Raw genomic sequence first — 13264 nt, forward strand, 5'->3', positions numbered from 1 at the left:
TAGCGGAATAATCCCCACAAACCCAACGAATAGCGGATTAGCGGGGTGAGGAGACGCGATCAAATCACGTCTCGGGCTACGAATCCGTCCTTACGCGAAGGGGTTGGCAAACAACAATACGAGGGCGATAACCAGACCGTAAATTGTCAAGGATTCCATGAATGCCAGGGTCAATAGCAAAGTACCCCGAATTTTTCCTTCAGCTTCGGGCTGGCGGGCAATACCGGAAACGGCTTGACCGGAAGCATTACCCTGACCGATACCAGGGCCAATGGCCCCTAAACCCACAGCAAGGGCAGCGGCAATGACGGAAGCGGCAGCAACGGTAGAATCCATAATTTTTTTCCTTTTAGCTAACAAAACGACAGTAAAGTTTAGGATTTTCGGAGTAAAGTTCCACCAGATTAAAAACAGCTCTGGGGAAAGGGACAACTCCTGGAGCAGACATCGGCCTAGGTAAGCATTGGGCAAGACAACCTCACCGCAAGCAGTGAAATCACCTTGGCCCCAGACGGCTCACATCGGGAGGCTAATGTTCTTCCCCTTCAGACTCGATCGCCTCATGGATATAGGCTCCGGCTAAAGTGGCAAACACCAAGGCCTGGATCGCACTGGTGAATAAACCCAATGCCATCAGGGGTAAAGGTACAAGCAAAGGGACAAGCAGTACAAGCACTGCCACCACCAACTCGTCCGCAAGGATGTTACCAAATAAACGGAAGCTCAGGGAAAGGGGCTTCGTGAAGTCTTCTAAAATCTTGATGGGTAAAAGAACGGGAATGGGTTGCACATAGTTGGCGAAATAGCCCAACCCCTTCTTGCTAAGACCTGCATAGAAGTAGGCCAAGGAGGTAAGCAACGCCAGGGCAACAGTTGTATTGATATCATTGGTAGGGGCTGCCAATTCCGCTCCATCAGGGATGTGAATTAGCTTCCAAGGCAAAAGGGCCCCGGACCAGTTAGATACAAAAATAAACAGAAACAATGTGCCGATAAACGGTAGCCAAGGACGGTACTCCTTTTCGCCTAATTGGTTCCGTGCCAGATCCCGGAGGAACTCCAACACGTATTCCATCAGGTTTTGGATGCCGCTGGGAACCCGTTGCACATTTCGCGTAGCCGCGAGGGAAGCAATTACCAGCAATAAAATGACAAACCAAGAGGTTGCAAATGTTTGCCCGTGTAATTTGAGGTTCCCAATTTCCCAATACCACTGCTGACCCACTTCCAGGGCAGCTAGAGGAAACAAATTTAAAACACTCAAACCAGCTAACATTGTTATTCGGTGAGATTGACGGGGTAAAGAGGAAAGCTGTTGGCGTTGAACAAACTCCAGCAACGGCACAAGACATTCCTCCGTTAATGGGGGAAGACCGCACCGGGAACTAAGCTGTCCCTAGCCCAGACCTTTCTTCAACCTCTCATCGTCTAATCCGCTGTAGGCGTGAATACGCTTTGCAGCATATAGAAAATGATCGCAGCTTTATAGGTTAGGAATCCCAGGAAAACAGGCAAAACCTGGATGCTTTCCCTTTGGGTGGCAATGATGATCAGCCCGACAAAAACCGCTAAGCCTTTCACCCCAGCCCGCCCAGATTGGGTTCCTATCCTTTCCACATCCTTTGCCAACAGTTTCAGATATATCAGCCCCACCAACGCTCCGAGCAAATAATTTAAGGCTATATTGAGGGAATAGGCCCAGACAACACAGGCAAAAATTACAGCTGTAGCCACCAAAGTCCAGGTTAGCAACTGTTGTTGTAACCGATAAAATTCGGCCATTCCGTTGTCCGCTACCGTTTCTGCTTCCGTAAGCTTTGGGGCAGGGGCACTAGGGGAACTTTGACCCTCAGACAATGGCGTTGGCGGTGTCACACTCTGACTACTGGCAAGGTGAAAAATGGATTTTGGGTAATAGCTTTCCTTGGCAATCAAGGGCCATATACCCCAAGCCAGAAGCGATCATATCACGCTGTCGCAACCCATTCTTAGTTTTTTGTGGGCAGGGCAGCTAGGGACGGCAATCCCTCTGGCGATCGCCAAGGAAAATTGTCAAGATCACCTAAGTAGCTGACCAAATGCAGAGCTGGCCAGTTGCCCAAAACTTTTCCAGCATTTTCCCCAGTGGCTATGGTTTCTCCATCTAACTCCCCCCAGCCCCAAGTAAACGAGGCGGAAAACGCCAACGACATTAAGCCTGAACTTGTCGAGCCCGTTGACCCTACCCCATTAACTTCCCCTTTCGGCAGCACCCCCAAAACCCTGCAAGTATGGTGGCAGAGCACCCGTCAGCACCTGGAAAAGTTTTTCCCCCTAGGAAACTTAAGTAAAAAAATTCTAGACCGCCTTTGGGTGGACGAAGCCCACATTGCCGATATTTTGACCCAGTTAAGGCAAGAACTCCCCACCACTGAAGCTCTGCTGATTGGTAAACCCCAGTCTGGCAAAAGTTCCCTGGTGCGGGGGTTGACTGGGGCCTCCGCTGAGATTGTTGGCCAAGGCTTCCAGCCCCATACCCAAAATACGGCCCGCTATGCTTACCCCTCTGAGGATCTTCCCCTGCTGATTTTTACCGATACCGTTGGCTTGGGAGATATAGGACACGACACCCAATCCCTGATTGCGGAACTAAAAGCTGACCTCGCAACCCCGGAGGATAGGGTCCCGGCGGCCAAAATTTTGTTACTCACCGTAAAAATTACTGATTTTGCCACCGATAGCCTCCAGCAAATCATCAAAAACTTAAAAACTGCCCATCCGGAAATCCCTTGTCTGTTGGTGGTGACCTGTCTCCATGAAGTCTATTGCCATCCGGGGGACGATCATCCCCCCTATTACCCTCCGGAGCAACCGGAAATAGAGCGGGCCTTTGCCGCCATTGCGAAGGACTTTGCACAGTGGATTGATGGGGCTGTAATGGTGGACTTTACCCAGGAAGAGGATGGTTATAACCCGGAGTTTTATGGTTTAGCTCACCTCCGTGATCAAATTGCAGAGAGACTGCCCAAAGCGGAAGCCCAAACCCTCCATCAGCTTTTGGATGGAGAAACTGGCGATCGCCTGGGCAATATTTATCGAGATGTCGCCCGTCGCTACATTCTTGCTTTTTCGGTGATGGCAGCAACCTTGGCCGCGGTACCCTTACCCTTTGCTACCATGCCAGTGTTGACGGCTCTCCAAGTTTCCCTGGTGGGTATACTGGGTAAACTCTATGGCCAGGATTTAACACCTTCCCAAGCAGGGGGAGTGGTCAGCGCCATTGCCGGAGGATTTTTGGCCCAGGCGGTGGGTCGGGAGCTGCTTAAATTTGTACCGGGGTTTGGCTCTGTGGTGGCCGCATCCTGGGCGGGGGCCTACACCTGGTCTCTGGGGGAAGGAGCCTGTGTCTATTTTGGTGATTTGCTGGGGGGTAAAAAGCCAGACCCCAAAAAAATCCAAGCAGTGATGCGCCATGCTTTCGATGAGGCTCAAAATCGTTTCACCCAAGCCCCCAATGGGGATAATTTAGGTTAAAGCTCCTAGGGGCCATTGCAGCAGAAAATTGGAGTTATCGTTACCCATGTTCAGATTGGTTCAGGGCCAGGCTCCCCATACCCTGCATACGCTGGGAACAGCGGCAGCGGTTCATTGGTTTAAGAATATTTGCCTAATTTTGGCGGACAATCAGATTGAGTGTACGCTCTGGGCCAAATTTGGTGTCCAGTCTCCCTGGCAAAAGGCGATCGCCGACTACGGGCAAACGGGTCTACTACGGCAGATTTATTGGTGTCGCACAGGGGAAAATCCAGGGCTGGGGGAGAGCTTAAAGTTAGACCAGTCCATCGGCATTACACCCTTGCTGTTGGAAGTTAATACCCATTGGCAGGGGGAGAATTTTTTTTGCTTTCTTAGCTCCCAGATTAACCTGTTGATTTTACTGGGTGAATCGCCGGAAAATCCCAAAGTTGTCAATATCTTACAAAGCTTTTCTCCCCGGGTAATTGGGTATTTTTTAAATGAATTGAAACAATCTTTAGTGGTGGCCGATGATTTATCAGTGGATTTATTTACACCGGAGGAATTGAACCCCAGTGCTGACTTAGATTTAGTTAATCAACTAGTGCAGGGGATGGGGCCCCAGCTTAAAAACTCCAGCACCGCGGTTCCCCAGTCTAATTCTTCGGCCATCGCCAACTCCTTTGTGGTTAATCTAATTCGGGAGTTGGGGATCCCCCTCACTAATATCAAAACTGCTTTGCAATTGTTGGAATCGTTGCAACAAAAAAAGGAAGCCCGTCAACGATATTTGGATTTAATTAAACAAAATTGCGATCGCCAAATGTCTTTGATCACAGGGCTACAGGAATTGTTGACCATTGAGGCCACAACTGCCCCTCTGGAATCGGTGCAAATTGCCGATTGTACTCTGAGCACAATTGGTATTTATCAACCCATTGCCCTGGAAAAATCGATTATCCTAAACTCCGTGGTGGCGGAAAATTGTCCTCCGGTGGCCTGCACTGGGGCGGATTTGCGGACTATTCTACAACGACTACTGGAAAACGCACTCAAATTTACTAACCCCGGGGGAAGGGTACAGATCAAAGCCTATCATCAGGGGCCCCAGGTGGAAATTGTGGTGAGCGATAATGGCTGTGGCATTGCCATGGCAGACATTCCCCATCTGTTTGACTGTTTTTTTCAGGGTCAAAATGCTCTCCCCGAAACCCAAGGAGCTGGGCTGGGCTTGACCATTGTCCAGAGTCTGGTGCAACGTTGGGGAGGAAAAATTACCGTCCGTAGTCGTCCGGGTCAAGGTAGTAATTTCCACGTTTTTCTGCCGGTGATGGTGGACCATTCCCTCGGGCATCGTTTTATCGTCCCCAGTTAAGTTTTCCAGACTGATTTGATCCCCTCTATTTTGTGTTATCCATGCCATTTAAATCCCACCGCAATCTGGTTCTTTTTCTGGCGATCGCCGTGGTGGCTTTTGGGGCATTTTTAGTGCTGACATCGAGCCGAGGAAGTAATTTGCAGGGCTCCACTTACAGCAATGCCCCCGGGGGCTATGGAGCTTGGTGGCAATGGATGGAGCAAGCTGGCACTCCGGTGCAACGATGGCGTAAATCCGGGGATAAGTTACAAAATCTACCTGGCCCGGCCACTCTGTTGAAAATCCAGCCCCAAGCCATTACCAATGTTGCTCCCTATGACGATGGCGGCAATATTACCCAACAGGAATACGAATGGGTAGGCCGGGGTAATCGTTTAGTTTATCTAGGACGATGGGCCGAATTAACGGATGCTCCCTTTAATCAAACCGTAGCAACGAACCATGGCCCCGTAAGCATCCAAGGGCGCAGGCGATCGCCACAAAAAGAAGGAAAAATATTAGCAGACCAGTACGGCATATTGATTTGGCGGCAACAACAAGGTGAAGGGGAAATTATTTGGGTGGTGCCTCCCTTTCTTGGGGCCAATGCTTTTCAGGATAATCAAGCCAACTTTGCCCTGCTCCAATCCCTCCTCAAGGAAGGCAATGGGTCTCTCTGGGTAGATGAATATTCACACGGCTATAAAGACCCCCAAACCCTACAAGAGGAAGGGTTGGCCTCAGTGTGGGCCTATCTGCAAAACACGTCCCTAATAGTTATTTTTCTCCAATGCCTATTGGTGTTGGTTTTGCTGGCTATTTTTGGAAATCGTCGTTTTGGTCGGCCCCAAGAACCAGCTAGCCTTGTTAATAACAATAATCAGACCTATATTAATGCCCTGGCCCAGGTTTTGGAAAAAGGCGATCGCCCCCAATTTGTGGTGCAACAATTGCTCCAGGCCCAAAGTGCTTCCTTAGAAAGGCGATTGGCTAACCTACCGACAACTAATCAAAGCACTGCGACTCTATTGTCGAAACTGAGCCAGCCAGACCAATGGCCCAAAAATGAGAGTGACTTACAGGTATGGTTAAAACAATGGCAACAGCTCCAAGCTCAATTGCCCCCTTCTAGCTGAAGTACATCTGCTGAGCCACTAAACTTCGATTCAGTTCCTTTGACAGAATCCTATGACCCGTCCCTTATTCAATGAACTCCGCTGCCACCTAGAAACATTTTTTGTGGGTCAATCCCCTCTCATCCAAGAATTACTGGTGGCCCTGTTGGCAGGGGGCCATGTGATCATCGAAGGGGTGCCGGGCACGGGCAAAACCCTGTTAGTTAAACTACTGGCCCAATCGATCCAATCCCAATTTCGCCGGGTGCAATTAACCCCAGATATGTTGCCCTCCGACATGGTGGGGGTGAACGTGTTCGATTTTAATCAACAGGCCTTTAGTCTTAAGCACGGCCCCGTGTTCACAGAAATTTTGCTGGCGGATGAAATTAACCGCACCCCTCCGAAAACCCAGTCTGCCCTACTGGAAGCAATGGAGGAGCAACAGGTCACTTTGGATGGCCAAACCCATCCCCTGCCATCTCTATTCTGGGTGGTGGCGACCCAAAACCCTTTGGAATTTGAAGGCACCTATCCCCTCCCGGAAGCGCAGTTAGACCGGTTTTTGTTCAAGTTAGTGGTGGACTATCCTCCCCAAGCAGCAGCCAAACAAATGTTGCTCAATTTTCAGCGGGGTTTCCAAGCCCAACGGCAAGACCTGGAGCAATTAACTGCCATTGCCACCGTGGAGCAAATCCTTGCCAGCCGGCGATCGGTGCAGGACATAACAGTGGATGAAAAACTGTTGGATTACCTATTGGAACTGGTGGAGAGAACCCGCCATCATCCCGATGTTCTAATTGGAGCTTCCCCCAGGGCATCCCTCCGTTGGCTCCAGGCGGCTAAGGCCGATGCTTGGCTTAATGGCCAGGAATATCTTTTGCCGGATAATCTCAAAACCGTTGCGCCGGCCCTGTTACGTCATCGCTTAATCCTGCGCCCCGAAGCCCAATTGGATGGCATTGCCATCGAGGATGTCATCAATGCCGTTGTTGAACAAACTGTAGTGCCCCGTTGACGAAAATAGTGGTAAATTTGTATACTCAATCTCCCATCCGTTGATCGTAAAAGAAGAAGTTTAGCCAAGACCCAATTGTTCCCATAGGGAATTTCCGCCCACAGCCTCCCCTGTTATCGCTAAGATGGAAGCTAAAGCCGTTGAATTTACTTTTAATTTTCCTCTAACTTTTGCATAGGAGTTCAAGCCTAACCATGAGCCAAGCCACTGCGACCCAAGCCAAGGGCATCCAACTTTCTGATGCGGCCCTCAAACACCTCCTGGCCTTGAAAGAACAACAGGGCAAAGACCTTTGTTTGCGGGTAGGGGTGCGCCAAGGAGGCTGTTCTGGTATGTCCTATATGATGGATTTTGAGGAACCCAATCGAGCCACGGAACATGATGAAGTGTTTGACTATGATGGTTTTCAAATCATTTGTGACCGGAAAAGTCTGTTATATCTCTATGGTTTGATGCTGGATTACAGTAATGCCCTCATCGGTGGCGGTTTCCAATTTACTAATCCCAATGCCAATCAAACTTGCGGTTGTGGTAAATCCTTCGGGGTTTAAAAATTTTTCCTGATTTAGATAATTAAACTTAGCGCAAACATACGACTGAAGATTTACAACTGGAGCAGGAAGGATAAACTCTGCTCTTTTTTTCGGTTATTTGAACTGCTTTTTCTCTGCACTGGGGACAGCTTTTTCATAATTAAGCAAGGCAATGCTGAAAGTAACCAGGCAAACCCCTAAAATTTGGGTATAACTCAGACTTTCTTGGATGGCTATTCCTGCCAAAACTACAGTTAAAGCCGGATTAGTTGCCCCTACAATAGCCGCTCGACTAGCACCAATTAAATGAATACCCCAATTGTTCAGCACATGGCCCGCCAGAGTAAATAAAGCTGACAACAGGGAACCAATGGTAATGGCAAGCCAAGGTAAATTACCTTCATCAGGTTGCCAAATGATTAAACAAAGAATGGACAGAATTAACGTGGTGGCAAAACTAATCCAGGTGAAGGGAACGGGATGCAGTCTTTGAAAGCTCTTTTGGGCAAACACCGTATAGCCCGCATAGACAATGCCCGAAGCTATGCCTGTGCTAACACCTAAAACTAAAGTTTTTTGCTCGCCCTCATAGGCATAGGGAATAGTTAAAAATGTACCAATTAGGGTTAAACCAATCACCAGCCAACGCAATAAACTGGGTACATCGTTGAAGATCCGCCAGGCCAATAATGCCGTAAAAATTGGATAGGTAAAAAATAAGGTGATGGCAATACCCGTGGGAATAAAGCTAATGGAAATGTAGAGTAAAACTAAGTAAAGAAACATCAAAAAGCCGCAGCCCATCGCTTCCCAGACCACCGGGCGATTAACGGGCTGTTTTAGTTGATTAATTTCCAGCCAAGTATTGCTGTAAAGACGATGGGAAATTAAGGCCATTAATGGCACAACCCAAAGCATTCTCAGTAGTAGAAGTAGGAAAGAGTGGCCCAAGGTAGGGGCAACAAAACCGCCAGTTTGCCAAATGCCTAAAATATTTTGCTGAGAGTATAAAATACGGACAATAACGTTGTGAAAACAAAAGAAAATAGCGGCAAGTAGGACTATTAGCAGCCCAGTCAGATTGATGTTGGACAAAGTTCGCATAAATTTTTCAGGCCGCTACTTGAAAATTTGCCTAAGAATAATGGCTAGAAATGTACCTGAACAAGAATATGCCGCAGGCGATCGTAGTCATCTTTAAGGAGCAAACTGAGGTGACGGCCAATGTTCACTAGCCAAGCCCGATCGCCTTGGCGGAGAAGATAAATTTCCCTCAGGGCGGCGGCAATCAGGGCATCCACTGGAGCATCGGTAATTTGCAAAAGAATCCGTAAAAAATCAGGGGAATTAGTAAACTCCATCACCTCCTGGCGATCGCACTGGAACACAGCTTGGTGAATTTGGGGCGGACGGGGGGGTAAATAGTGAAATACTCTACCTGCAATGGAGCTACGGCCATTTTGACCTGATTCTTGGGATTGGAAACCAATGATCGCCGCTTGAAATTCCGTAGTTAACATGGCAAAAATCTGGGGTTGTTGTTCCCGCAATTCTGCCAGGGACAGCCCTAGCGCCCTGGCCCGGTGAATGGAATCAATGGGCATGGTAGTGGCGTAACTGACCACAGCAAAAATGGTGTTACCGGAATCTTCATCTGTGGCTTTTACCCAACTACCAAAGGCGGGCATGATGGGAAAAGTTAATTCCTCCGGTTCCAAACATTGGGCTAAAAAACCGGTGGTGCTAGTTTCAATTACTTCAGCAATGTGGCGAGGATGGCGTTCATCAAGGCTAAACTCTACTAATGGTAATGGCATAAAACCGACAAAATTAAAGGATAATTAATAGACTTTTAAGGGAGCAATTTAAAATCAACAAAAATCTATAAAATCAAATTTTAATTTAATTATATTAAACCCAAATCACAATTTAATTAAAACAAAAAATAATAATTAACTGATCGGTCCATCGATGCTGCCGGAGAAAAATTGCTTCAATAAAGGATGGTCAGACTTGTAGGCATCCGCTGTCGAACCATCCCACTGAATTTTGCCTTCATAAAGAAAAATAATTCGGTCCGTGGTTCGCTCAATGGTGCTGAATTGGTGGGTAACAATTAAATAACAACAACAAACGTGATCTTGACTGAGCAGATGACGAATCAAACTTTCAATGCGAGTGGAAGCCACCGGATCTAGCCCAGCAGTGGGTTCATCGTAAAGCAAAATATTTTTATAGCGCTGATGTTGCTCTGGATTAATGACGATCGCCCGGGCTAAGCTGACCCTTTTACGCATACCACCGGATAGTTCCGCTGGAAATCGATCGCCAATGCCTGGTAGGCCCACCAACTCCAAATTGTCTTCCACAATGGCCCTAATTTCCCGGGGGCGCAGACCTGAGTCTCGATAGAGGGTAAAACCGATGTTTTCTGCCACAGTCAAGGAATCGAATAGGGCGGATTGTTGGAAGACCAAACCAACGCCTAACGCCTTTTCTCCTTCTTCAATGGAGCGTTGACGACGGTGGCCATGGACAATTACTTCGCCACTGTTGGGGGTAAGCAACCCGGAAACAATACGCAGAATGGTTGACTTACCTGTTCCCGAAGGGCCAATCACTCCCACTGCTTCCCCAGGGTAAATTTTTAGATCCACGTTATCGAGGATGACCTTACTGCCAAAGCGTTGGCTCACGCCACGGAATTCGATAATGGGCTGGATCGAGTCACTCATTGGTTATATTGAGAGAAGCAGAAGCAACGAAATGGCAATTAATTGGTATGTAGGTGCAAGTCGGGTCCATGGCTGGAAAACACAAACCTGGGGAAATTATTCTTCCGTTCAATGATACCAATTACCGCTGGTCTTCACTGATATCGGTGTCCTGGGAGCCCATGGTCATAAGCTTCACGGTAAAAACTAGACACTGTCTGTCATCCCCATCACTTTAGCTTAGTTTTCAAGTTGGCCCTCAAACACGATATTAAGACCATGTCTACCCCGATGTCGGAATGGCACCAATTCCTCACCTATTTTCCCCTCGATAAAGCCAATTGGAACTTCAAGGCTTCCCAAAATCTTACCTCCCCTCTAATTCTGTATTATTCCGGTATTTTAACTGCTACCCCAAGTCTGAGACATTTACTGCTAGTTTCCCAGCTCAAGGGCACGGATACGTTGAGTTTGGGCAATCAATCCATGCCCAGGCCGAAAATGTTTGACCATCGGGCCAGCCACGATCTCACTATGCTCTATGCCCACGGTTCGACTCCCCAGCGGCGGGATCTACTCTTCCATTTTCAGATCAGTGGTTCCGATATCACTGCCAAACAATTGGCTTATTTTTTGATTGAGGCCTCCGGTAAAGCCGAAACTAGCGACCAAATTTATCTCGGCGATCGCCGCCATCGAAATTTCTGGGCCGACCTGGCCCGCACTAAATTGAGCCAACTAAATGTGGATTGCCAAATTTGGGAAGACAATCAATCTCTACAAAATAGTTGATTACCTGATCAATAATGGTTTGTATTCTGGGCCCCTAGGTTTAAGATTATAACCCGATAGCCTTGAAAGATATGGAGTCAGGTTTCTTGGTAGGATCAAAGGGCGACTTTGGTAACATTACGCCATTAATAACCTCGACTTTTATCAGAACAAAAGGTTTTAAATTGTAATTATTGTTGCTCCCTCGGAAGAATGTAACTACTTACCTTCCCCACTGCCATGGCTGAATCCTATCTTTTACCTGGTCAATTGTGGCCCCGTTTACTGGCCCAGAGTGACTATGCACTCAAAACCGGCGCCCTTCAACCAATCACGACAGCGGTAACCACTTTGGCCGTGGGGGAAATAGATTTCGTGGTGCGAATTTTGACCCAAATCCATCGTAAAAAAATCACCACGGAACATCAACATCGCCAAAAGATCAACCCTTTTTTACCCTATGATCCAGATCTATTTGTGGGACATTTTTCCGATACCCATTTGGGCTTGCTAAATAAATTTAAGGTGGTGGATCAGCATTTATTAATTGTTACCCGCCAGTTTGAGGATCAACAACGCCCGTTAACTCCGGAAGATTTGGGAGCAGCGGTGACAGTATTACAAGAAAAGGAAGGCTTGGTTTTTTACAACAGTGGTCCCAAAGCGGGGGCTAGCCAGCCCCACCGTCACCTGCAATGGATCCCCTTTCCTTTGATAGAAAATGGCTACACATTTCCCCTGGCGGATCATTTTATTTCAGCCAAAAATCTGCCCTTCAAAACGGCGATCGCCCCTTTAACTATGGATATCATCAACAGTGATGACGGAGGTAAAATTTGCCATCAACTTTACAGAGATTTATTGGGGCAATTAAGTTTACAAACTACGGCAGAAGAAAAGCCCCATCCCTATAACCTATTAATGACCAGGGAATTTTTAGCTATTATTCCCCGTTGCCAAGAATCCTACCAGGACATTGAAGTTAATGCCCTGGGTTTTGCCGGTGGTTTGCTGGTGAGAAATCAACAGCAGTTGGAGCTTTTGCAACAATTGGGACCGTGGAAACTACTGCAAAATGTAGGAATAGCGCAATAGTTCCCTTTGGTTTTTCTGCCACCGTCCTGTAAACATCAAAAGTTAACTGGAATTACAGCAATTGGTCCACCTGCTTGGCCGTTTCAAAAAAGAAGCGCACGTTATCTTCGGGGGTGCCCACCAAAACACCGTGGCCGAGGTTGAAAATGTGGCCGCCTTGGCCGGCTTTACGGACAGTGTCTAAAATTCGTTCTTTAATGAAGGCTTGGGAACCAAAGAGTACGCCGGGGTCCATATTGCCTTGGACTTTCATCTCTTTACCGAGGCGTTGGCGGGCATCGGCCATGTCCACTGTCCAGTCCACACTGACAATGTCTACCCCGGATTTGCCCATGCGCTCCAAAATTCCCGCACTGCCGCTGATATAAAGGATTAACGGTGTGTCGGGATGGGTTTCTTTGACAAGTTTGACTACTTTTTGTTGATAGGGCAAAGCAAAAGTGTCGTAATCCTGGGGACTTAACTGCCCAGCCCAGGAGTCAAATAATTGCACCAGTTGGGCACCACAGTCGATTTGATAGCGCACATAAACGGCGATCGCCTCGGCAATTTTATCGAGGAAACTGTGGAGAATGGCCGGTTCAGAAAAGGCCATTTGCTTGATTATTTTGTAATCTTTGGAGCTTTTACCCTCAATGGCATAGGCAGCTAACGTCCAGGGGGCACCAACAAAACCTAGCACAGTGGATTGGTTGCCCACTTCCTTCCGCAACGTTCCTAAAATAGTTTTGATAAAGGGTAGGCTAGATTCGGGATCCAGGGCATGGAGTTGATCCACCTGGGCTTGGGTCCGGATGGGGGGATCGATGATGGGGCCTTTGCTTTCGATGATGTCGAAGGGAATGCCAATGCCGGGCAGAGGGGTTAGAATGTCGGAAAACATGATTACCCCATCGGGTTGAAACGCCCGCCAGGGTTGCAGGGAAATCTCAATGGCTAGGTCGGGATTTTCGGAACGTTCCCGGAAGCTAGGATGTTTATCCCGCAGATCTCGATAGACTTTCATATAACGGCCAGCTTGCCGCATCATCCACACTGGGGGACGCTTGACTATTTCACCCCTGGCTACCCGCAGAAGATAGGGCAGATCATTTGCTTCTGTCATTATTACTCCCAATAAAAGTTCTTTGTAAAATTAAGCCTTTGCTAGCTTATCATTTCGTCCG

The 13264-nt window shown here is 47.8% G+C and carries 14 protein-coding genes; 7 read left to right on the forward strand and 7 right to left on the reverse strand.

The annotated features are described in order from the left end of the window. Positions 1-90: 90 nt before the first annotated feature. The 3 genes from atpE to D082_RS13230 all read right to left on the reverse strand — a co-directional run bounded on the left by atpE (position 91) and on the right by D082_RS13230 (position 1935). Entirely contained in the window at positions 91-336 is a 246-nt protein-coding gene (atpE, locus tag D082_RS13220) for an ATP synthase F0 subunit C (protein ID WP_010871369.1), read from the reverse strand. A gap of 193 nt (positions 337-529) precedes the next feature. Continuing rightward, positions 530-1276, reverse strand: coding sequence for a F0F1 ATP synthase subunit A (gene atpB / locus D082_RS13225; RefSeq protein WP_028947190.1), 747 nt, complete (start codon positions 1274-1276; stop codon positions 530-532). A 152-nt stretch (positions 1277-1428) separates the two neighbouring features. After that, positions 1429-1935: an ATP synthase subunit I gene (locus D082_RS13230; protein ID WP_238546730.1), complete on the reverse strand. Its 507-nt coding sequence runs from the start codon at positions 1933-1935 to the stop codon at positions 1429-1431. Between the two features lie 195 nt (positions 1936-2130). Here D082_RS13230 and D082_RS13235 point away from each other — a divergent pair, with 195 nt between their 5' ends. From D082_RS13235 to D082_RS13255, 5 genes are all read left to right on the forward strand, one after another. After that, positions 2131-3513, forward strand: a complete 1383-nt coding sequence (locus D082_RS13235; protein ID WP_081857665.1) for a YcjF family protein — start codon at positions 2131-2133, stop codon at positions 3511-3513. Between the two features lie 46 nt (positions 3514-3559). Further along, entirely contained in the window at positions 3560-4870 is a 1311-nt protein-coding gene (locus tag D082_RS13240) for a sensor histidine kinase KdpD (RefSeq protein WP_028947187.1), read from the forward strand. 41 nt (positions 4871-4911) lie between these two features. After that, positions 4912-5988, forward strand: a complete 1077-nt coding sequence (locus tag D082_RS13245) for a DUF4350 domain-containing protein (RefSeq protein WP_038531688.1) — start codon at positions 4912-4914, stop codon at positions 5986-5988. Between the two features lie 52 nt (positions 5989-6040). Next, a complete protein-coding gene (locus tag D082_RS13250) occupies positions 6041-6985 on the forward strand; it encodes a MoxR family ATPase (protein ID WP_028947186.1) in 945 nt (314 codons plus the stop codon). 194 nt (positions 6986-7179) lie between these two features. Beyond that, positions 7180-7536, forward strand: a complete 357-nt coding sequence (locus D082_RS13255) for an iron-sulfur cluster assembly accessory protein (RefSeq protein ID WP_028947185.1) — start codon at positions 7180-7182, stop codon at positions 7534-7536. Positions 7537-7632: 96 nt separating this feature from the next. Here D082_RS13255 and D082_RS13260 read toward each other — a convergent pair whose 3' ends face one another. From D082_RS13260 to D082_RS13270, 3 genes are all read right to left on the reverse strand, one after another. After that, a complete protein-coding gene (locus D082_RS13260; protein WP_028947184.1) occupies positions 7633-8622 on the reverse strand; it encodes a DMT family transporter in 990 nt (329 codons plus the stop codon). Positions 8623-8666: 44 nt separating this feature from the next. Continuing rightward, positions 8667-9335 carry an HAS-barrel domain-containing protein gene (locus D082_RS13265; RefSeq protein WP_028947183.1) on the reverse strand — a complete coding sequence of 223 codons (669 nt, stop codon included), beginning with the start codon at positions 9333-9335 and terminating at the stop codon, positions 8667-8669. A 135-nt stretch (positions 9336-9470) separates the two neighbouring features. Further along, a complete protein-coding gene (locus D082_RS13270; RefSeq protein WP_028947182.1) occupies positions 9471-10253 on the reverse strand; it encodes an ABC transporter ATP-binding protein in 783 nt (260 codons plus the stop codon). A 258-nt stretch (positions 10254-10511) separates the two neighbouring features. Between D082_RS13270 and D082_RS13275 the strand changes: the two genes are divergently transcribed. Then, the gene (locus D082_RS13275; RefSeq protein ID WP_028947181.1) at positions 10512-11024 is read left to right on the forward strand and encodes a hypothetical protein; all 513 of its coding nucleotides are present in this window, start codon (positions 10512-10514) and stop codon (positions 11022-11024) included. Between the two features lie 219 nt (positions 11025-11243). Beyond that, entirely contained in the window at positions 11244-12098 is an 855-nt protein-coding gene (locus D082_RS13280) for a DUF4922 domain-containing protein (RefSeq protein ID WP_028947180.1), read from the forward strand. A gap of 52 nt (positions 12099-12150) precedes the next feature. On the opposite strand, the gene hemE is transcribed toward D082_RS13280, so the two are convergent. Then, positions 12151-13203, reverse strand: coding sequence for a uroporphyrinogen decarboxylase (hemE, locus tag D082_RS13285; protein WP_028947179.1), 1053 nt, complete (start codon positions 13201-13203; stop codon positions 12151-12153). Positions 13204-13264: the final 61 nt, after the last annotated feature.

This window comes from Synechocystis sp. PCC 6714 (genome assembly GCF_000478825.2).
Classification (GTDB): domain Bacteria; phylum Cyanobacteriota; class Cyanobacteriia; order Cyanobacteriales; family Microcystaceae; genus Synechocystis.

Coding starts and splice junctions, on each gene's coding strand:
- D082_RS13250 (WP_028947186.1), top strand. CDS start 6,041: ATGACCCGTCCCTTATTCAATGAACTCCGCTGCCACCTAGAAACATTT.
- D082_RS13245 (WP_038531688.1), top strand. CDS start 4,912: ATGCCATTTAAATCCCACCGCAATCTGGTTCTTTTTCTGGCGATCGCC.
- D082_RS13240 (WP_028947187.1), top strand. CDS start 3,560: ATGTTCAGATTGGTTCAGGGCCAGGCTCCCCATACCCTGCATACGCTG.
- D082_RS13260 (WP_028947184.1), bottom strand. CDS start 8,622: ATGCGAACTTTGTCCAACATCAATCTGACTGGGCTGCTAATAGTCCTA.
- D082_RS13235 (WP_081857665.1), top strand. CDS start 2,131: ATGGTTTCTCCATCTAACTCCCCCCAGCCCCAAGTAAACGAGGCGGAA.
- D082_RS13280 (WP_028947180.1), top strand. CDS start 11,244: ATGGCTGAATCCTATCTTTTACCTGGTCAATTGTGGCCCCGTTTACTG.
- D082_RS13270 (WP_028947182.1), bottom strand. CDS start 10,253: ATGAGTGACTCGATCCAGCCCATTATCGAATTCCGTGGCGTGAGCCAA.
- D082_RS13265 (WP_028947183.1), bottom strand. CDS start 9,335: ATGCCATTACCATTAGTAGAGTTTAGCCTTGATGAACGCCATCCTCGC.
- atpE (WP_010871369.1), bottom strand. CDS start 336: ATGGATTCTACCGTTGCTGCCGCTTCCGTCATTGCCGCTGCCCTTGCT.
- D082_RS13275 (WP_028947181.1), top strand. CDS start 10,512: ATGTCTACCCCGATGTCGGAATGGCACCAATTCCTCACCTATTTTCCC.
- D082_RS13255 (WP_028947185.1), top strand. CDS start 7,180: ATGAGCCAAGCCACTGCGACCCAAGCCAAGGGCATCCAACTTTCTGAT.
- atpB (WP_028947190.1), bottom strand. CDS start 1,276: ATGTTAGCTGGTTTGAGTGTTTTAAATTTGTTTCCTCTAGCTGCCCTG.
- hemE (WP_028947179.1), bottom strand. CDS start 13,203: ATGACAGAAGCAAATGATCTGCCCTATCTTCTGCGGGTAGCCAGGGGT.